This window comes from Streptomyces nymphaeiformis (assembly GCF_014203895.1).
Lineage (GTDB): Bacteria > Actinomycetota > Actinomycetes > Streptomycetales > Streptomycetaceae > Streptomyces > Streptomyces nymphaeiformis.
The window spans coordinates 90,238-108,932 of sequence record NZ_JACHJY010000003.1 but is presented as its reverse complement, the minus strand read 5'-3'; the positions used below and the strand labels follow the sequence as shown (position 1 = coordinate 108,932).

Below are 18,695 nucleotides of genomic sequence, written 5' to 3'. Positions count from 1 at the left end.
CGCAGTGAAGACACCCGCGTACGCCGCCAGGGGCACCCTCGCCCTCGCCGGCGCCCTCGCGCTGATCATCGCCCTGCCGAGCAGCGCGCTCGCCGCACCGCCCACCGCCCTGCCCGCCAACGCCGACGGCCTGGAACAGACCTTCCAGCCCGCCTACGACTACGACACGGACGGCTGCTACCCCACCCCCGCCATCGGCCCCGACGGGACGCTCAACGGCGGCCTCAACCCGTCCGGCGCCCTCAACGGCCAGTGCCATGACGCCTCGGACCTCACCAACACCAACGGATACGCGCGCGAGAAGTGCAACAACGGCTGGTGCGCGATCATCTACGGCCTCTACTTCGAGAAGGACCAGGCGGTGATCGGCAGCAGCCTCGGCGGACACCGCCACGACTGGGAGCACGTGGTCGTCTGGGTGCAGAACGACCAGGCCCAGTACGTCTCCACCTCCGCGCACGGCAACTTCAACGTCTACGGCCGCGACAAGATCCGCTGGGACGGCACCCACCCGAAGGTCGTCTACCACAAGGACGGCATCGGCACCCACTGCTTCCGCCCGGCGAACTCCAACGACGAACCGCCCGAGAACCACCAGCACACCTGGCAGTTCCCCAGCCTGGTCGGCTGGAACGGCTACCCCGCGGGCATCCGCGACAAGCTCGCCCAGGCCGACTTCGGCAGCGCGGTCTTCGGCCTCAAGGACGGGAACTTCGCCGCGCACCTCGCCAAGGCCAAGCCGGCCGGGATCCCCTTCGATCCGTACGCCTGATCACGAAGGGATGAATATGCCCCGATGCCGCCCCGCCGTCGCCGGCGGGGCGGCACCCTTCTGACGTGCGAAAAGAAGACAAAAAGGTCGTACCCGGGCAGCGGGTCGCCGCACAGGGATCCGGCCCCGGCCGGACCGAGGACACCCCGGCCGGGACTGACGGGCCCCCGTACCGGAACCGGCCCGCCGACAGGACCCGGTCCTCCGACCGGACCTGGTCCCCCGTCAGAACCCGGTCCTCCGACGCGAATCCGTCCGCCCGCCGGGCCCACTCCGCCGAAGACCGTTTCCGCTACTGGTTCGACACCACCCTCACCCGGGGCATCGCCGCACTCTGCGGCTGGCTGGCGCTCGCCTGTCTGGCGCTCGTCGTCCCCGTCAGCACCGTCCTCGCCTGGACCGACCAGCGCACCCCCGCCTCCCTCGGTGCCAGGATCGCCGCGGTGTGGCGCAACACCGGACAGACCATGCGCCTGGGCGGCGAGGTCGGCCCCCCGCTGCGCGTCGCCCTGTCCGTACTCCTCGCCCTCATCGCGCTCTTCTACGTCTCCACCCTCGTCAGTCTCATCACCACCGGCCTCACCGACCGCATCATCGCCCTCAACCGAGGTCACGCCCGCATCCTGGAGAGCGGTCACACCGTCGTCCTCGGCTGGTCCGAGCAGCTCCCCACCGTCGTCTCCGAACTCGTCGCCGCCCGCACCGACCGGAGCCGCCGGGTCATCGCGGTCCTCGCCGACCGCGACAAACCCGCCATGGAGGAGGACCTCCGCGCCACCGCCGGCGCGACGGGCCGCACCAGGATCGTCTGCCGCACCGGCCGGCCCACCGAGCCCGCCGCACTCGCGCGCGTGAGTCCGGCGACCGCGGACAGCGTCCTCGTCCTGCCCGGCGACGACCCCCGCGACGACACCGAGGTCGTCAAGTCCCTGCTGTCCCTCTCCGCGGCCGTGGGGGAGGCGAATCCCGTGCGCGTCGTGGCCGCCGTACGGGACGACCGTTTCCTCCACGCCGCCCGCCTGGCCGGAGGGCCCCGGGCCACCGTCCTCGACATGGACGACATCGCGGCCAGGCTCCTCGTCGACTGCGCACGACAGCCCGGACTCTCCCTCGTCCACCAGGAACTCCTCGACTTCGCCGGACACGAGTTCCACACCCTCCGGGACCCGGGGTTACCGGGGCGCACCTTCGACGAGGCCGCCCGCGCCTGCCCGGTGTCCACCGCCGTCGGCATCGTCCACGCCGACGGCACCGTCGCGCTCAACCCGCCCCGCTCCACCCCCCTCCTCGACGACGACACCCTCCTCGTCATCGCCGAGGACGAGCGGTCGACCCACCTGTCGGTCACCCCCGCGCCCTACGACCCGACAGCGCTCGCCCAGGCACCGCCCGCGACCCCCGCACGACCCGAACGGATCCTCCTCCTCGGATGGAACCGCCGGGCACCCCGGATCGCCGCCCAGCTGGCGCGCCGTACACCGCCCGGCTCGGTCCTCGACGTCGTGGCCGAGCCGCGCACCGCCACCCTCACCGGCATCCGCTCCGTCACCGCGACCGTCGGCGGGCGTCTCTCGGTGCTCCACCGGTCCGGCGATCCCACGCTGCGCGAGACCACGGACGCGCTCGACCTCGCCCGGTACGACACCGTGATCGTCCTCGGTCCCGACCACCGGCCCGGCGGCACCGACCCGGACGACCGCACGCTCGTCACCCTCCTCCATCTGCGGGCCGGGCAGCAGGCGAGCGGCCTGCGCGTCCCCGTCGTCACCGAGTTCACCGACGACCGCAACCGGCTCCTCGCCCCACCGGCCCCGGGCTCCGACTTCGTCGTCGGCGGCAGGCTCATCGGGCTCCTGATGACCCAGATCTCCCAGAACCCCCACCTCACCGCCGTGTTCGAGGAGCTCCTCGCCCCCGACGGCAACACCCTGCGCCTCCGCCCGGCGGCCCACTACGTCACGACCGGACGCACCACGTCCTTCGCCACCGTCGCCGAATCGGCCGCCCGCCAGGGCGCCGTCGCCATCGGCTACCGCGCCACGGTCTCCGACGGAGACGGCCTGTGCGTCAACCCGCCCAAGACGCACGTCCGGCGCTGGCATCCCGAGGACCAGGTCGTGGTCATCGTCCGGGCGACACCTCCGACGCCGTGAGCGAGCCCCCGGACCCGTCGGCCCGGGCGCCCTCGCCGTGCGTGCCACGGTGCCTTCGGTACCGGCCGGGCGCGGTGCCGAAGGCACGCTTGAAGGCGTTGGCGAAGGCGAACGGCGAGGTGTAGCCGACCCGGGCGGCCACCTGGCTCAGCGGAGCGTCGGACGCGCGCAGCAGCCGTGCCGCGGTCGTCAGCCGCCACCAGGTCAGGTACGCCGACGGGGGCCGGCCGACGGTGTCGGAGAAACGCTTGGAGAAGGCCGCGCGGGACAGCCCCGCCCGCGCGGCCAGGGCCGCGACGGTCCAGGGGTGGGCGACCTCGCCGCCGTCGCCGTACGCGCGCTCACCGACGACGGTCATGCCGGGGCGAGCCACCGGCTCACCGGTCCCGAGGCCCTGACCCAGGCGGAGCAGGTGCGCATCATCGGCGAGGTGATCGACCGGCCGGTGGTGTGGACCGAGACGCCGGAGGAGACCGCACGCCAGGAGACGCTCGCGCAGGGCTGGCCGCCCGCCGTCGTGGACGGGGTCCTGCGCGCCCAGGCCGAACTGGTCACCACGCCCGGACCGCTCACCTCCACAGTGGGGAGCGTCACCGGTGCGCCCGCCCGCACCTTCCGCGCATGGGCCAGGGACCACGAACGGAACTTCCTCACGAGCGGGCCGAACTGACGGGGCGCACGACGCCAGGGCCGCGCGTCCGGGGCGTGCGATCGCCCCGGCAGCCCTACACGGCCGGTACGGAGGGCTTCCGCGCCTCGATCAGGGTCCGTGCGGAGTACGCCACGAACGGCCCCTCCGCGCGGATCAGCGCGTCGAGCTCGCGCAACCGGGGCAGCCGGTCCTCGACCGTGAACCCCGGCACGATCCAGATGACCTTCCGCAGGAACCAGACCACGGCGCCGATGTCGTGGAACTCCATGCGCAGCCGCTCGGCGCGCACGTCCACGACGTCGAGCCCGGCGGCCCGCGCCGCGGCGGCCTCGTCGTCGGGATGACGGCCCCGGGCCGCCTCGGGCTGCGGCCCGAGGAACCACTCGACCAGCTCCCAGACGCTGGCAGGGCCCACGTGCTGCGCGAAGTAGGCGCCGCCCGGCCGCAGGACACGGGCGATCTCGGCCCACCACACGGTGGCCGGGTGCCGGCTGGTGACGAGGTCGAAGGCGGCGTCGCCGAAGGGCAGCGGCGGCTCGTCCGGGTCGGCGACGACGACCACCCCCCGGGGGTGGAGCCGCGCGGTGGCCCGCGCGACGTTCGGCGGCCACGACTCGGTGGCCGCCATCGTCGGCGGGAGCACCGGGACCCCGCCCAGGACCTCCCCGCCACCCGTCTGGACGTCGAGTCCGGCCGCGGCGGTCGCCAGCCGCTCGCCGAGGAGCCGCTGGTAGCCCCAGGAGGGCCGTTCCTCGCTCGCCCGCCCGTCCAGCCAGGAGAAGTCCCAGCCGTCGACCGAGGCCGCGGAAGCTTCCGCGACGAGCTCTTCGAAGGTGCGCGTCATCCCCCGATGATCGCGGAAGCAGACCGGGTACCGCACCCGGGTTCCTCGCCGCCCTCCCCGGCCGGCGACACAACCCGGCGCCGCATTCCCGGCGACCGCTCCATGGTCACGCGCGCGCGTGACGGGCAGGGTGGTGGGGACCACCGCGGGTGCCCCGAGCGTCCCGACGAACGACCGGAAGGAACGACGCCCCCATGCCCCAGCAGTACGGCGACTACCAGAACGAGATCTACCTCAACGGGCTGTTCGGCGTCGCACCCGCGCTGCCCATGACCTTCGCCGAACTGGAGACCAAGGCGCGCGCCGCCCTGCCGCCCTCGCTCTGGTCGTACGTGGCCGGCGGCGCGGGCGACGAGTACACCCAGGAGGCCAACGTCACGGCCTTCCGGCAGTGGGGGCTCGTCCCGCGGATGATGGTCGGCGCCTCCGACCGCGACCTGTCCGTCGACCTCTTCGGCCTGAAGCTGCCGTCCCCGCTGTTCATGGCGCCCGTCGGGGTGATCGGGCTCTGCGCCCAGGACGGGCACGGCGACCTCGCGACGGCCCGCGCCGCCGCCCGCACCGGCGTACCCATGATCGCCTCCACGCTCACCGTCGACCCGATGGAGGAGGTCGCCGCCGCCTACGGGGACACCCCCGGCTTCTTCCAGCTCTACACGCCCACCGACCGCGCCCTCGCGGAGAGCCTGGTGCACCGGGCCGAGGCGGCCGGCTTCCGGGGCATCGTCGTCACCCTCGACACCTGGATCACCAGCTGGCGCCCCCGCGACCTCGCCACCGGCAACTTCCCCCAGCTGCGCGGCCACTGCCTGGCCAACTACACCTCGGACCCGGCCTTCCGGGCGCGCCTCGCCAAGACCCCCGAGGAGGACCCGCGCGCCGCCGTCCTGGAATGGGCGGGGATCTTCGGCAAACCGCTCCGCTGGGAGCACCTCGCCTGGCTGCGCTCCCTGACCGACCTGCCGATCATCCTCAAGGGCATCTGCCACCCGGAGGACGTCCGCCGCGCCAGGGACGGCGGCGTCGACGGCATCTACTGCTCCAACCACGGCGGACGCCAGGCCAACGGCGGCCTGCCCGCCCTGGACGCCCTGCCCGGCGTGGTCGCCGCCGCCGAAGGCCTGCCCGTGCTCTTCGACTCCGGCGTCCGCACCGGCTCCGACGTCGTGAAGGCCCTCGCCCTCGGCGCCACGGCCGTCGGCATCGGCCGCCCGTACGCGTACGGCCTCGCCCTCGGCGGCGAGGACGGCATCGTCCACGTCCTGCGCTCCCTCCTCGCCGAGACCGACCTGATCCTGGCCGTCGACGGCTACCCGACCCTGGACGCCCTCCGGGAGGAGGGCGCCCTGCGGCCCGTCACGGCGTACGGCGTGCCCGGCCCGCGAGGGAGGTGACGCGCCGCCGCCGCTCCGCACGCGCGCGCGTGTGCCGGTCCAGCTCCTCCATCAGCCGGCGGCCGCGGTGGTCCGGATCGAGTTCGTCGAGCACCCGGTCGATCTCGGCGAGCAGCGCACCGTACAGCTGCCAGCGCTCCGGATCGTGCGCCGCCTCCGCCCTGAGGAGCCCGGCGGCGCCGTCCCGGGCGGCGCGGGCAGCTCCGAGCTGCTCGCCCAGACGGTCCTCCGCCGTCTCCGCACCGTCGCTCGAATGCGAGGTGACGAGATCGGCGAAGCTCACGAGGGTGTCTCCGAGGTACCGCAGCGTCTCCCGGAGGGCGAGACCCGCCTCCCGGCGCACCAGACGCGCCCCCTGCCGCTCCTTCGCGAGGTCCGTCAGGGAACGCGCGAGGACGCGCAGCACGACCGCGCTGATCTCCAGGGTGTCGAGGCCCGTGCGCAGCACGATGCGGTGGAGCAGACCCTCCTTCACGCGCGGGTTCAGCCGGAGGCTGTCCTCCGCCTGACGCAGCGCCGCGTCGACGTCCGCGACGTCGTTGTCGAGGCGGCGCGCCTCGTGGAGCCGCGCCTCGGCCCGCTCCACGGGAGCGGACTCCACGGGGGAGGCCGCACCCGGGACGAGGCCCGGGTCCGCCAGCTCCTCGCCGATGTCCAGGAGCAGCCGGCGCATCCGCCGCGCCAGGTCCACGATCGAGTCCCCGGCGGTGTCGACCCAGACCGGCGGGACGAGCACGACGTTGAAGAGCAGGCCCACGACGGCGCCGATCAGGGTCTCCAGGACCCGGTCCCACGCCGTGTTCGCGACCTGCGTCACGCCGAGGACCAGCATCGCGCTGATGGCCACCTCGGGCACGAACTCCCCCACCCGGACGAACCGGCCCACGACCAGTGACGCCAGGATGACCAGGGCGAGACTCCACCAGGTGAGCCCGACGAGCGCGCTGAACGCGATGGCGATGAGGACGCCGACGACGACGGAGTTCACCCGCCGAAGGCTCGTCGTGAGCGTCGAGTACAGCGTCACCTGGACGACGAGCAGCGCGGTGAGCGGGGCGGTCAGCGGCGCCGGCTCCGAACTCAGCCGGAGCGCGACGACGTACGAGATCGTCGCGGCGGCCGTGGAGCGCAGCGTCTGCACCACCACCGGGTCCCGCCCCCAGCGCTGCCACCACTTCCACCGGCGCCACGGGTGCGGCATGGCGTACTCCTCCTCGCGGGTCGGCGACCTGCTGGACGCCTGCCCGCCCGAGGCCCTCGCATGGCGATGCTCCGTGCCCGCCCCCCGACAGCGCGCGTCGGCACGCCGCAGGACCCGGGTGAATCCCGGGTCGTTCCCCGAACAACCCCAGGTCCGTACCCCGGGGTTACACTCCTGCGCCCATGTTCGATCTTGTACTGGAGACCGGGAGCTTTCCGAGATGGCACCAACCCTGCGCGTCCTGATCCACGGCGGAGGCATCGGCGGCCTCACGCTCGCCACCGCCCTGGCCCGGCGCGGCCACACCGTGGAGGTGGCCGAGATCCGCGAGGAACTCGACGCCCTCGGCGTGGGCATCATCCAGCCGTCCAACGCCCTGCACGTCATGCGCGAGCTCGGCGTGCTCGACGAGTGCCTCGCGGCGGGCTTCGCATGGGAGGTTCTGACGATCGCCGACCCCGCGGGGAACACGCTCGCGCGGATACCCCAGCCCCGCATGGACGACCTGCCGGCCGCCAACGGCATCCCGCGGCCCGCCCTCGCCCGGGTCCTCGGCGACGCCGCCCTCGCCGCGGGCGCGAAGATCCGCTTCGGCGTCACCGTCACCGAACTCGACGACGACGGCACGGGAGTCACCGTCGCCCTCTCCGACGGATCCACCGGCCGCTGGGACCTGGTCGTCGGCTTCGACGGCATCGGCTCCCCGCTGCGGACCCGCCTCTACGGCGACCGGTACGCGCCCGCGTACACCGGATTCGCCAACTGGCGCGTCACCGTGCCCCGCCACCCCGACGTGCGGGGCGTCCTCATGGCCACGGCGGGCAAGGAGGCGAAGGCCCTGCTCACCCCGATCACCGACGAACTGATGTACCTCGGCGCCGTGTTCGCCGAGGCCGAGGACCACCGGCCGGACCCGGCACGCGCGCACGAACAGCTCGCCGAGCGGCTCGCGGTGTTCTCCGGGCCCGTCGCCGAGGCGCTCCGAGCGGTCACCGACCCGGCGGCCGTCGTGTACTCCCGCATCTCCCAGGTGACGGTCGAGGAACCGTGGCACGTGGGCCGCGTGGTGCTCGCCGGTGACGCCGCGCACGCCTCCACCCCGCACCTCGCGCAAGGAGCCGCGATGGCCGGCGAGGACGCCCTCGTCCTCGCCGAATCCCTGGACGCCGCCGACTCGGTCCCCGAGGCCCTGGAGGCCTGGGAGGCGCGCCGCCGGCCCCGCGCCCTCTGGGTGCAGGCCCTGTCCGGGGCGGTCCTCAAGCAGGAGATGGGCGCGCCGACGACGCCCGAGGAGGACGCGCTGCTCGAGGTCGGCGTCCCGGGCGCCGCCCACGTCCTGGTGAAGCCCTACTAGGACCCCGGGGGCCGGGCTTCTCCCAGGGCCCGGCCCCGCGCACCAGCTCTCCCGTCCCTGCCGCCGACCGCGTCCTGAGGCGTTGTCAGTGGGCGGGGATACGTTGGGGATGTTCCGCCGCTCCGGCGTGAACATCCCCTTTGACGTGCATGGGAGAAGTGCGTTGTCGGTCTGGGAGAGGTCGAGCGCGGCGCGGGTGGTACCGCCCGCGCGACCGCGGAAACTCGCCAAGGTGCCGTTCGTCGAGCTGGCCGACGGACGCTTGCAGGGAGTGGTGTCCAGCGGGTCCGACATAGGGCGCGTGTACGTGTCCTCGATCGCCGCCGGGACGTACGCGTTCGCGTGCAGCACCAACAACAACCGCCCCTGCGGCGGAGCGCGCGGCTCGTTCTGCAACCACCTCCGCGCCCTCGTCACCGAGGCCGTCCTGCAGTACGGCGCGCGGCGCGTCGCCCGCTATCTGAAGGCCGAGACGACCGAGGGCGAGCCCGACGCGCAGGCGCTCCTCTCGGCGATGACCGCCACGCGGCCCGCTCAGGGAGACACCTCGGCCGCCGCCCCCGTGTTCAGCCGGTTCCTGAGGCACCTCGCCTACCTCGAACTGGAGTCCGCCACCGCGCCGCTGCCCGAGATGCAGTGGTTCCCGCCGACGAGGGCGGTCGCCTGATGCGTACGGACCTGCTCGCCGACCCCGTCGACGGACTCGACGAGGCGCTGGCCGCCGTGGACGCCTTCGACGACGCGCTCGTCGCCGGCCTGCTCCGTCCGCAGCCCGCGCAGACCGACGGCCTCGCCGCACTCGCGGACGCCCTCGGCGGCACACCGCTCGCCTCCCTCGTCGCCGAGGCCGCGGACAAGACCGCGGCCGGCGCCGCCGGCGAGGACCACTTCGTCGCGCTCGCCGCCGCCCGCACCGCGCTCATGGGCTCCGTCCACGACGCCCTGACGGCCCGCGTCGCGGACGTCACCGGCCGTCCGGCCGCAGAGGCGCCCGAGCAGCCCGCCGACGGGGACGAGCCCGCCGCGAACGTGCTCGCCGCCGCCCGCGCCTGGCTGTGCGACCTCGCCCGCGCGGGCTGGCAGGGCCTCGACCACGAACTCGTCGGCGGAGCCGCGCCCGTGGTGTCCGCGATGCTGCCGGACCCCGCGCTCCGCCGGCAGGCGACCCTGCTCGACGGCTTCGCGGCCGAACTGGCCGCCTCCTGCCCCGGGGCCACCCTGGACAGGATCCCGGTGCGCCGCTGGGCCGACCTCTGGTCGCGCGCCCTGCTGCTGACCCTCCCGGGAGCCGCCCGCACCCCCGCCGGTTCCACCGCGACCGGACGCCTGCTGCCGCTCGGTGTCGACGTGCAGGAGCACGCCACCGCCGTACAGGCCCAGGTCCACGCCGTGTTCGAACCGGCCGACGGGGCGCCACCCCGCCTCGTCCGGGCGGCGGCCTCCGCGCCCAAGCCGGACACCGTCGTCGGCGCCGGGCTCTGGCAGCTGCTCCGGCCGCGCATGTCGCTCCTCACCGCGGTGAGCGAGGGCCGCGCGATGGACCTCGACGGCATGCCCGTCACCGCCGAGGGCGACCTCGTCTGGGACGACGAACGCGCCCGCGTGGGGGAGCCCGCCGACCCCTTCGCCACGGCCCGGGTCGCCCTCGCCACCGCGACAGACCCGGTCACCGCCCCGCTCGACCGCCACCCGGTCCGCATCGCCGTCCCCGTCCTCCTGGAGGGGTACGCGGCGGAGCGCGCGGACGACGGGACGGTGACGTTCACGGTCGCGGGCCACCGGCTCGCCGTCGACACCGACCGCGTACCGGACGCCGGTCCGCTCACCCCGGAGGCGATCGCCGCGTCCGGCGCGTGCCTCGGGCTCCTCCGCTGGGACGCCGGAGCCTTCCTCCTCCAGCCGCTCGCCGTCGAGACCACCGTCCGGAAGAAGACCGTCGCCGTCCACGCGGGCGCGTGGGCCGGCGGCACCACCGACAAGGCGGGAGTCCGCGCGGAGAAGGCGGCCACGGACGCGGTCGCCGTCCTGCGCGAGCGAGCGGGAAGGCTGCTGCGCTCATGACCGAAGCGACCCCGCCCGACGCCACCCCGGCGACCGGCCCCGAGCCGACGGCGTCCGTCCTCCCCGACCCGACCCCCGCGGCGGGTCCCGAGCCGTCGACGCCCGCCGGACCCGACCTCACCCCCGCGACGGGCCCCGAGCCGTCGACGCCCGCCGGACCCGACCTCACCCCCGCGACGGGTCCCGAGCCGTCGACGCCCGCCGGACCCGACCCCCACGACAACCGGCGCCAGGTCCTCTACTGGCGGCTGCTCGCCCGGCTCTTCGATCCCGAGGAGCAGGCCGCCCTGGAGGCGGCGAGTCTCGCCGTCGTCGAGGACATCGGTCTGCCGTCCGCGCTGCTCGACCCCGGCGCCTCCGTCGACTCCGTCGTCCAGCGCCACCCGGAGCTCGGCGACGAGCTCGACGGCCTGATGACCCCGGAGCCCGAGCCGGACGGGGCCCGCGACCGCGCCGCCGAGGTGCGGCGCGCCGCGCTCGCGTCCAAGCTGCTGCTCAACGTCTTCGCCACCGGCTCCGGCACCGTCTCCGCCGGACAGCTGGCCCGCTGGCAGTCGGACGCCGGCTGGCTGGAGCGAGCGCTCGGCTGTCCGCCCGGCGGGCTGCGCGGCGGAAAGGCGGCCGGAGCCGCCCTCACCGGCGGCGGCCTCGGACCCGAACTCGGCGCCATCGAGGCCGACCTCGTCCAGCGCATGCACCTGCGCGAAGTCCTGGCCGACCCCGCGCTGGCCGCCCGGCTGACCCCCAGCATGTCCCTGATCGAGCAGCTGCTGCGCGACAAGGGCAACCTCTCCGGAGTGGCGCTCGCCAACGCCAAGGCGCTGATCAGGCGGTACGTCGACGAGGTCGCCGAGGTGCTCCGCACCCAGGTCGAGAAGGCCACCGTCGGCGAGCTCGACCGCTCGGTCCCGCCCAAGCGGGTCTTCCGGAACCTGGACCTCGACCGCACGATCTGGAAGAACCTCACCAACTGGAGCCCGGAGGAGGAGCGGCTCTACGTCGACCGCCTCTACTACCGGCACACCGTCCGCCGGACCGCACCCCAGCGGCTGATCGTCGTCGTCGACCAGTCCGGCTCCATGGTCGACTCGATGGTCAACTGCACCATCCTCGCCTCGATCTTCGCCGGGCTGCCCAAGGTGGACGTCCACCTCATCGCGTACGACACCCGCGCGATCGACCTCACGCCCTGGGTGCGCGACCCGTTCGACGTGCTCCTGCGCACCAACCTCGGCGGCGGCAACGACGGCCCGGTGGCGATGGCCATGGCCCGGCCGAAGATCGCCGAGCCGAAGAACACCGTCATGGTGTGGATCTCCGACTTCTACGAGTTCGACCGCTCGCAGCCGCTGTTCGAGGGCATCGAGGAGGTCCACCGCTCCGGGGTCCGCTTCATCCCCGTGGGCTCGGTGACCAGCTCCGGACGGCAGGAGGTCAACCCCTGGTTCCGGGAGCGGTTCAAGGCGCTCGGCACCCCGGTGATCTCCGGCCACATCGACAAGCTCGTGCACGAACTCAAGACCTTCCTGACCTGAGACCGAAAGGCTCCGCACATGTCCGACCTGCTCCGCGCCCCCGCCGAGATCAAGTACGCCGAGGAACTCGACTGGCTGGAATCGATCGACGACAACCCCAAGCCGTTCTCCTGGCGCCTGTCCCCGAAGATGGTCCGCCTGTTCATCCTCGGCTCCGAGCGCGCCGACGGCCTGGACCGGGAGGTGTCGCAGAAGTGGTTCGGCGACCGCAGCTTCGTCGAGCGTTCCATCGTCACCCTCGCCTCCGACCGGGGCCTGCTCCTCATCGGCGACCCCGGCACCGGAAAGAGCTGGCTCGCCGAACTCCTCTCGGCCGCGATCAGCCGCAACTCCACCCAGGTGGTCCAGGGCACCGCCGGCACCACCGAGGACCACATCAAGTACTCCTGGAACGTGTCGATGGTCATCGCCAAGGGCCAGTCCCGCGAGTCGATGATCCCCTCGCCGATCATGACCGCGATGGAGACCGGAACCATCGGCCGCTTCGAGGAGCTGACCCGCTCCACCAGCGACGTCCAGGACGCGCTGATCTCGATCCTCTCCGAGAAGTACGTCTCCGTCCCCGAGCTCGACGGCGCCGACGGCGAGAACATCGTCTTCGCCAAGCCCGGCTTCTCCGTCATCGCCACCGCCAACAGCCGCGACCGCGGCGTCAACGACCTCTCCTCCGCGCTCAAGCGCCGCTTCAACTTCGTCCGCATCCCCGTCGTGACGAACAAGAAGAGCGAGGCCGAGATCGTCCGCTTCCGCACCGAGGAGCTCCTGCGCCGCCACGCCATCGAACTGGACGTGCCGCCCACCCTCCTCGACGTCCTCCTCCAGAGCTTCGCCGACCTGCGGGCCTCCGCCGCCGCGGCCGGCAGCGACGACGAGAAGCTGGAGTCGGCCCTCTCGACCGCCGAGCAGATCGGCGTCCTGGAGGACTCGATCCTGCACAGCAACTTCTTCGGCGAGCGCACCCTGACCGCCCGTACGCTCGCCGCCTCCCTGGTCGGCACGCTCGCCCGGCGCGAGCCGGAGGACCTGGCCATCCTCAACAAGTACCTGCACGGCGTCGTCGAGCCGCGCGGCAAGGAGGAGGGCGGCTCCTGGCCCGAGTTCCTCGAGGGCGGCCGCGAAGCGATCGCGAAGCTGTCGTGACCGGGACCCCGTTCACCGCGCTGCGTGGTCAACTGCACGAGGCGGCAGCCGAGTTCGCCGGAGGGGCCGACGCCCTGGAGGGCATCCTGCTCGGTCTGGTCGACGACGTCGACCGAGCCGTGGCGGAACCGCTGGAGATCTTCCCCGTCTGCCACCACTCGCCCGCCTCCGCCCTCGCCATGGCCCGCCGGCTGCGCGAGAAGCAGCCCAAGGTCGTGTACCTGGAGCTGTGCGAGGACATGACGCCGCTCCTGACCGAGCTGCGCAACTGCCGGCTGCCCGTGGCGGTGCAGGCGTTCGCGAGCGACATCGACGGCTTCCCGGAGGACTGGGCACCGCTGTCGGTCGTCGCCCCGATCACGGAGGCCTCCGCCGAGTACCAGGCCATCGCGTACGCCCTCGACACCCCCGGCGTGGAACTGGTCCTCGTCGACCGCTCCTCCGACCACGTCTTCCAGTGGGACCGGCGGCACGACCGCGCCGACGACCCGGCCGCCCGCGAGGAGGACGGCACCGAGGCCGCGCTCCACGGCGAGGCCGTCGGCGTCGAGATCGGCGACCTGCGGCCGCGCTTCGCGGAACTGGAGGAGCACCTGCTGCGCCACGGCAAGGTGCGGCACTGGTCGGAGTGGTGGCACCAGTACGTCGAGGTGCCGCTCGGCGACAGCGACCACGACACCTACCGTCAGGTCATGTTCCTCATCGGGAGCCTGTTCCGGCGGCTCGCGCCGGGGGACGGCGACCGCGTCCGCGTCGACGAGGACCGCGAGCGGTACATGTGGACCAGGATGCGCGAGCACCTGGCCGCGACCGGCACCGACCCGGCGGACTGCCTGTACGTGTGCGGAGCCTTCCACGCGGCCAGCCGCGTCGACGAGTTCGGCATCGGCGGCGGCGACACCTTCGCGATCTCGCCGCGTACGGCCACGACCTGGCAGTACGGACTGATCCCCTCCAGCAACGCGACGATCGAGGCCCAGTTCGGCCTCGCCTCCGGCTCCGTGTCGATCGCCGCGACGCAGTGGACGAAGAACCTCAAGCGGACCCGGGTGAAGCCGTACCGCCTGGAGGGACAGGCCGGCACGAAGAAGACGGCGACGAAGGCCGCTTCGCCCGCCGCGCCCCCCGCGGCGGCACCGGCCGAGGACCGTCTCTCCGGCTTCCTCCAGCGGCCGCCCGTCCTCGACACCCTGGACGAGAGCGAACTGCTCGGCTGGTCCGTGGACATCGTCCGCGCCGCCCGCCGCAACGGCTACCCGGCCTCCACCGCCGACGCGATCGCCGTCTTCGAGACGTCGATCCTGCTCGCCGGGATGCGCGACCGGGCCAAGCCCACGCCGTACGACTTCCAGGACGCCGCGGTCACCTGCATCGAGAAGGACAGCGTGCCCGGGCGCCGGGACGTCCGCCGCCTCGTCGAGATCATGATGGGCGGCGACCGGATCGGCCAGGTCGGCTACGAAGCCCTGCCGCCGCTCGCCCGCGACGTCCACGACCGCCTGGCACCCCTGGAGCTGAACCTCCAGCAGCGCGGGGTGCGCCGCGCCCTGCTCGACATGACCTCCCGGCCGGAGCTGCGGGCCTGCTCGGACGTCCTGTGGATGCTGCGCCGCCTGCTGCCGAGCGGCGCCGCACGGCCCGTCATGGGGGAGCGGCGGCTCGGCGAGCGGTCGATCCAGGAGTCCTGGGACCTCGCCCTCGGCACCCACCAACGGGCCCTCATCGAGCTCGGCTACGAGGGCGTGAGCCTCGAACAGGTCCTGGAACAGCGCCTGCGCCGTACCGCCTACGGACCACGGGCCACGACCGCCGAGGTCCTCGCGGCCGTCGAGGACGCCACGCTGTACCTGGGCGGCCGGCGGCTCGCCGACGAGCTCGGCAACCGCGCCCTCGACGTCCTGGCGGGCGAGCGCACGGTCGACGGGGCGCCGGAGGTACTGCGCCGGGTGCGCGGCCTCCTCGCGTACTACCGGACCGGTGAGCCGGTGCTGCCGCCGTGGATCGAGTCCTTCGTCCGCACCGGGTACGCCCACTACTGCACGCTGCTGCCGACGGCCTTCCGCGACGAGGACGCGACGGTGGGGCAGGTGGCGGCGATGCTGGGCTTCCTGTTCAGCATGGAGGGCCTGGCGCTCTCCCTCGGCTGCGACAGGACGCAGCTGGAACTGGCGGTCGCCCAGGCGCACCCGCGGGACCCGGCGAAGACCGCCCTGCTGTGGGCGGCCCAGGTGCAGCTGGGCACGCTCTCGCGGGGCGAGCTGCGGGCCCGCTGCGACGAGCTCCTCGCCAACCCCCTGGTCGTGCCGACCTATCCGCGCTACCTGAGCGGTTTCGTGCACGCCCTGGAGCCGGTGCCGGGCCTCGCGGACGTCGTGGTGGAGGCCGTGTCGAACGCCTTCGGGCGCCTGCCGGACGCCGTCCTGCTGCCATGGCTCCCGGTCCTCATCACGACGCTCCGCTCGAACGCCGCGGAACTGGCCCCGCTGCTCATCCGCGAGGCGGGACGGATCTTCCCGGCCCGGCTCGCGGCCCTGGACGCCTGGGTCCCGCCCTGGCACCGCCGACCGGCCGCCCCACGCCCCCTCCCTGCCGCCACCGGCCCCCGGGGCGCGGCGCTCCTCCCCGCCCATCCGGCGACCGTCGACGCCCTCGCGAAACTCCTGGGCAGCGCGGAGGGCTGGACGGCGACGGACGCATCGGCCCGGGGCGGGCGCGGCGTGGCGCTCCTCACCACCCACCCGGGCACCGTCGACGCACTGGCGCGCGTCCTGACGGACCGATGACCGCGCCGGTCCGGGCGGAGCAGGGAAGGTCACGGCCCACCCACCCGCGTGAGCCGTGACCCGTCCCGGTCAGTTCGTCGCGCAGAACGGCATGGTCCGCACGTACCCGCCGAGGTTCTCGTCGTCGGTGCCGAGGAGGGCGTCGGCGGAGCCGGGCAGGCACTCCACGGCCTCGACCTTGTACCCCGGGAAGGTGCCGAGCACCGTCGGCGAGGCCGCCAGGGTGATCCGTACCCGGCCCGCCGCCGACAGGGTCACCCGGCCCGCGTCGCTCACCGCGGAGTCGAACGGCCCGTCGTCACCCGCGTCCCCCGCCGAACCGACCAGGATCCGGCCGGAGTCGGTCACCGCGATGTCGGAGATGTGCCGCGTGCTGTCGCCCGTCGGGTACGCGGACCGGTAGCTCCGCTGCGAGATGGCGCCGAACAAGGGCTGACCCCACGGCGCGAACGTCAGCGATGCCGCGTACAGGGTGGCGGGCCGTCCCGCGCCGGCACCCCGGTCCGCCCAGAGCGCGGCGAGCCTGCCCTCCCGGGCGACGAGCGCGAAGCTCTCGAAGTCGTCGCCCTCGCCGATCGACGGCAGCGGCGTGTAGTCGACGACCGTCACCGTCGAACCGGCGACCTTCAGGCGGAAGAGGATGCCGCGGCCGGTGAGCGCCAGGTACTCCCCGGGCAACCCCGGGATGGGCTCGACGGCCTCCAGGTCGACGGGCTCCGTGCCCTCCCAGGTGAGCGGGGTGACCACGGCGGAGCCCTCGGTGGAGGTGATCCGGGAGATCCGCGGCTGCCCGGACTTCTTGTTGTCGTGCACGATCAGGGCGTTCACCCCGTCCCCGCCCTCGGTGCCTCCCTCGTACGCGAGGCCGCTGACACCGGTGCGGGAGTCGCCGCCGACCTTCTGCCAGCTGTCGGCCGCTCCGGCCGGGGCGGCGCCGAGTACGGCCAGGAGTGCGGTAGCCGCTGTGAACCGGGTCATGCGCTTCGACATCGGAATCGGAATCCTCACGGGAAGTCGCTGCCTTCTCTGTCCGACAGACGCGAGGTCACGCGCCGGGCGCCACGTTATTGATCATGGCGATCACGGCCCAGTGGCGCTTACGCCGTCTGCCGGAGCGTGAAGTCGTACGGAGGGCGCGCGACCCGGTCGCACACGGCGCAACCGATCCACCTCCGGCGGAAACTCCCTTGTACCGGCCTGACCGGCCCGGATATAAGACGATCATGTTCGCCCCGCGACCGTTCCTCGACTCCGACATGCCCCGCCTCCAGGAGACCGTGGCGGAGTGGATCGCCAGCGCCGGCCGTGACGCCTACGACCACGTGGGCGAGCTGCCGCACCGCGTGTACGACAACCTGCGCGGCCACCCGTCCGTCGGCGACCTCGTGCACGTCTGGGAGCACGAGGGCGACGGCCGGCTCGGGGGCGTCACCATCTGCCTGCGGTTCGGCGCGGCCTTCGACGTCTTCTGCGCGCCGGAACTGCGCGGCACCGACACCGAGCGCTCGATGCTGACCTTCGCCGCCGACACCACCACCCGGCACATGGCGCAGGACGAGGCGTACGTCCTCACCGACCTCTTCGAGACCGACACGACCCGCGCACGGCTGCTGAACGAACTGGGCTTCACCCGCTTCCGGGTCTGGGACGACGTGAACACCCGCGACCTGACCGATCTGCCTCCCGTCGCGGTGCCCGACGGGTTCACCGTCCGCCCGGCCGCCCTCGACGACGCCGAGGCCCTGGCCGAGGCGCGCAACGCCTCCTTCGGCTCCGACTGGACGGGCGCGGCCTACCGGGACGGCATGATGACCAGGCCCGGGTACGACCCGGCGCGCGAGATCGTGGCCGAGGCCCCGGACGGACGCATCGGCGCCTACACCGTCTTCTGGACCGACCGGCTCAACGGTCTGGGGCACTTCGAGCCCGTCGGCACCCATGAGGCCTTCCGCCGCCTGGGCCTGGCCCGGGCCGTCATGACCGAGTCCATGCGGCGGATGGCCGAGCTCGGTCTCCGGCGCGTGACGGTCAACCACGACGCCGAGAACCTCCCGGCCGCGAAGCTGTACGGCTCCCTCGGCTTCGCCGTCGAGTGCCGCACCCTCGGCTACCGCCGGGCGAAGGACCAGGACTCGATGTCGCGATAGCGGATCGGGCCGGGACCGCGGCCGTAGTTGCTGCCGACGAGATGGAGGCGCTCGGTGGCCCACCGGCGGCCGGTGAAGCCGGCCAGCCCGTCGGCCACCTCCAGGACGGAGGCCTGATCGTCGCGGCGGGCCCGGGCGAGCGTCAGATGGGGACGCAGCGGCCGGTCCTCGAAGGGGATCCCGCACTCCTTCACGACCGTCCGCACCTCCGTGGCGAGCCGGTGCAGACCGTCGAGGTCGCCGTCGATGCCGCTCCACAGCACCCGGTCGTCGAAGTGCCCGCCACCGCGCAGCGCCAGTTCCAGCGGGCGGCGCGCCGCCGCGATCTCCGCCAGCGGAGGCCGCAGGAGGGGAACGGTCTCCACCGGGAGCTCCCCGAGGAACGCCAGGGTGATGTGCCAGTCCTCGATCCGGTTCCACCGCAGACGGGGGTACGCCTCGTACGCGGGTCCCAGCTCGCGCGCCAGCTCGTCCTTCGCGTCGTCGGGCGGCGCCAGCGCGACGAACACCCGCACGGTCGCGGCCCGCGCCCTGTCCAGGTCACCGGCATCCGCGGGGGCCGTCGTCGACTCCGTACCCTGCCCGGGCGCCTCAGCCATCGTCCGTTCCCCGCCCACCGTCTGTCCGCCACCAACGTCGCAGGCGAGGGTACGCGGTGG

Annotated in this window: 15 protein-coding genes and 1 pseudogene; 11 read left to right on the top strand and 5 right to left on the bottom strand. The window is 73.5% G+C overall.

From position 1 onward, the window contains the following. The first annotated feature begins 61 nt into the window (after positions 1 to 61). Both GGE06_RS10700 and GGE06_RS43690 read left to right on the top strand, forming a co-directional pair. Positions 62 to 772, top strand: coding sequence for an NPP1 family protein (locus tag GGE06_RS10700; protein WP_221518020.1), 711 nt, complete (start codon positions 62 to 64; stop codon positions 770 to 772). 65 nt (positions 773 to 837) lie between these two features. Further along, entirely contained in the window at positions 838 to 2,925 is a 2,088-nt protein-coding gene (locus GGE06_RS43690) for a CASTOR/POLLUX-related putative ion channel (protein WP_312883093.1), read from the top strand. Here GGE06_RS43690 and GGE06_RS10690 read toward each other — a convergent pair. Then, positions 2,894 to 3,238 (bottom strand): annotated as a pseudogene (locus GGE06_RS10690) (helix-turn-helix transcriptional regulator); the annotation flags it as partial. The gene GGE06_RS43690 and the pseudogene GGE06_RS10690 overlap by 32 nt on opposite strands. Between GGE06_RS10690 and GGE06_RS10685 the strand changes: the two are divergent. Further along, positions 3,233 to 3,595, top strand: coding sequence for a Rossmann-fold NAD(P)-binding domain-containing protein (locus GGE06_RS10685; protein ID WP_184930687.1), 363 nt, complete (start codon positions 3,233 to 3,235; stop codon positions 3,593 to 3,595). The pseudogene GGE06_RS10690 and the gene GGE06_RS10685 sit on opposite strands and share 6 nt — an antisense overlap. Before the next feature lie 55 nt (positions 3,596 to 3,650). Here GGE06_RS10685 and GGE06_RS10680 read toward each other — a convergent pair whose 3' ends face one another. Continuing rightward, positions 3,651 to 4,421: a class I SAM-dependent methyltransferase gene (locus GGE06_RS10680; RefSeq protein WP_184930686.1), complete on the bottom strand. Its 771-nt coding sequence runs from the start codon at positions 4,419 to 4,421 to the stop codon at positions 3,651 to 3,653. 194 nt (positions 4,422 to 4,615) lie between these two features. On the opposite strand from GGE06_RS10680, the gene GGE06_RS10675 reads away from it, so the two are divergent. After that, complete coding sequence (locus GGE06_RS10675; protein ID WP_184930685.1) at positions 4,616 to 5,815, top strand: alpha-hydroxy-acid oxidizing protein; 1,200 nt, start codon at positions 4,616 to 4,618, stop codon at positions 5,813 to 5,815. On the opposite strand, the gene GGE06_RS10670 is transcribed toward GGE06_RS10675, so the two are convergent. Then, positions 5,778 to 7,016 carry an FUSC family protein gene (locus tag GGE06_RS10670; protein WP_116163129.1) on the bottom strand — a complete coding sequence of 413 codons (1,239 nt, stop codon included), beginning with the start codon at positions 7,014 to 7,016 and terminating at the stop codon, positions 5,778 to 5,780. The genes GGE06_RS10675 and GGE06_RS10670 overlap by 38 nt on opposite strands. Positions 7,017 to 7,236: 220 nt before the next feature. Between GGE06_RS10670 and GGE06_RS10665 the strand changes: the two genes are divergently transcribed. The 6 genes from GGE06_RS10665 (at position 7,237) to GGE06_RS10640 (ending at position 15,889) form a co-directional block, all read left to right on the top strand. Then, positions 7,237 to 8,370 carry an FAD-dependent monooxygenase gene (locus GGE06_RS10665; protein ID WP_116163130.1) on the top strand — a complete coding sequence of 378 codons (1,134 nt, stop codon included), beginning with the start codon at positions 7,237 to 7,239 and terminating at the stop codon, positions 8,368 to 8,370. A gap of 163 nt (positions 8,371 to 8,533) precedes the next feature. After that, positions 8,534 to 9,037: a hypothetical protein gene (locus GGE06_RS10660; protein WP_312883092.1), complete on the top strand. Its 504-nt coding sequence runs from the start codon at positions 8,534 to 8,536 to the stop codon at positions 9,035 to 9,037. Then, a complete protein-coding gene (locus GGE06_RS10655) occupies positions 9,007 to 10,431 on the top strand; it encodes a hypothetical protein (RefSeq protein ID WP_184930684.1) in 1,425 nt (474 codons plus the stop codon). The genes GGE06_RS10660 and GGE06_RS10655 overlap by 31 nt, the downstream gene beginning before the upstream one ends. Next, positions 10,428 to 11,966 carry a VWA domain-containing protein gene (locus GGE06_RS10650; protein ID WP_246532476.1) on the top strand — a complete coding sequence of 513 codons (1,539 nt, stop codon included), beginning with the start codon at positions 10,428 to 10,430 and terminating at the stop codon, positions 11,964 to 11,966. The genes GGE06_RS10655 and GGE06_RS10650 overlap by 4 nt, the downstream gene beginning before the upstream one ends. An 18-nt stretch (positions 11,967 to 11,984) precedes the next feature. After that, on the top strand, positions 11,985 to 13,106 hold the full coding sequence (locus GGE06_RS10645) for an ATP-binding protein (protein WP_116163135.1): 1,122 nt from the start codon (positions 11,985 to 11,987) through the stop codon (positions 13,104 to 13,106). After that, positions 13,103 to 15,889 (top strand): DUF5682 family protein, encoded by a 2,787-nt coding sequence (locus GGE06_RS10640; protein ID WP_184930683.1) that lies wholly within the window; start codon positions 13,103 to 13,105, stop codon positions 15,887 to 15,889. The genes GGE06_RS10645 and GGE06_RS10640 overlap by 4 nt, the downstream gene beginning before the upstream one ends. A gap of 69 nt (positions 15,890 to 15,958) precedes the next feature. On the opposite strand, the gene GGE06_RS10635 is transcribed toward GGE06_RS10640, so the two are convergent. Further along, positions 15,959 to 16,879 carry a hypothetical protein gene (locus tag GGE06_RS10635; RefSeq protein WP_184930682.1) on the bottom strand — a complete coding sequence of 307 codons (921 nt, stop codon included), beginning with the start codon at positions 16,877 to 16,879 and terminating at the stop codon, positions 15,959 to 15,961. Positions 16,880 to 17,112: 233 nt separating this feature from the next. Between GGE06_RS10635 and GGE06_RS10630 the strand changes: the two genes are divergently transcribed. After that, positions 17,113 to 18,036, top strand: coding sequence for a GNAT family N-acetyltransferase (locus GGE06_RS10630; RefSeq protein ID WP_184930681.1), 924 nt, complete (start codon positions 17,113 to 17,115; stop codon positions 18,034 to 18,036). Here GGE06_RS10630 and thpR read toward each other — a convergent pair. Further along, positions 17,997 to 18,635 carry an RNA 2',3'-cyclic phosphodiesterase gene (gene thpR / locus GGE06_RS10625; protein ID WP_184930680.1) on the bottom strand — a complete coding sequence of 213 codons (639 nt, stop codon included), beginning with the start codon at positions 18,633 to 18,635 and terminating at the stop codon, positions 17,997 to 17,999. The genes GGE06_RS10630 and thpR overlap by 40 nt on opposite strands. Between the last annotated feature and the right edge of the window lie 60 nt (positions 18,636 to 18,695).

Bases quoted from the DNA above. Each gene is read 5' to 3' on its own strand.
- GGE06_RS10645 (WP_116163135.1), top strand. From the start codon at position 11,985: ATGTCCGACCTGCTCCGCGCCCCCGCCGAGATCAAGTACGCCGAGGAA.
- GGE06_RS10650 (WP_246532476.1), top strand. From the start codon at position 10,428: ATGACCGAAGCGACCCCGCCCGACGCCACCCCGGCGACCGGCCCCGAG.
- GGE06_RS10635 (WP_184930682.1), bottom strand. From the start codon at position 16,879: ATGTCGAAGCGCATGACCCGGTTCACAGCGGCTACCGCACTCCTGGCC.
- GGE06_RS10670 (WP_116163129.1), bottom strand. From the start codon at position 7,016: ATGCCGCACCCGTGGCGCCGGTGGAAGTGGTGGCAGCGCTGGGGGCGG.
- GGE06_RS10630 (WP_184930681.1), top strand. From the start codon at position 17,113: ATGTTCGCCCCGCGACCGTTCCTCGACTCCGACATGCCCCGCCTCCAG.
- thpR (WP_184930680.1), bottom strand. From the start codon at position 18,635: ATGGCTGAGGCGCCCGGGCAGGGTACGGAGTCGACGACGGCCCCCGCG.
- GGE06_RS10665 (WP_116163130.1), top strand. From the start codon at position 7,237: ATGGCACCAACCCTGCGCGTCCTGATCCACGGCGGAGGCATCGGCGGC.
- GGE06_RS10680 (WP_184930686.1), bottom strand. From the start codon at position 4,421: ATGACGCGCACCTTCGAAGAGCTCGTCGCGGAAGCTTCCGCGGCCTCG.
- GGE06_RS10675 (WP_184930685.1), top strand. From the start codon at position 4,616: ATGCCCCAGCAGTACGGCGACTACCAGAACGAGATCTACCTCAACGGG.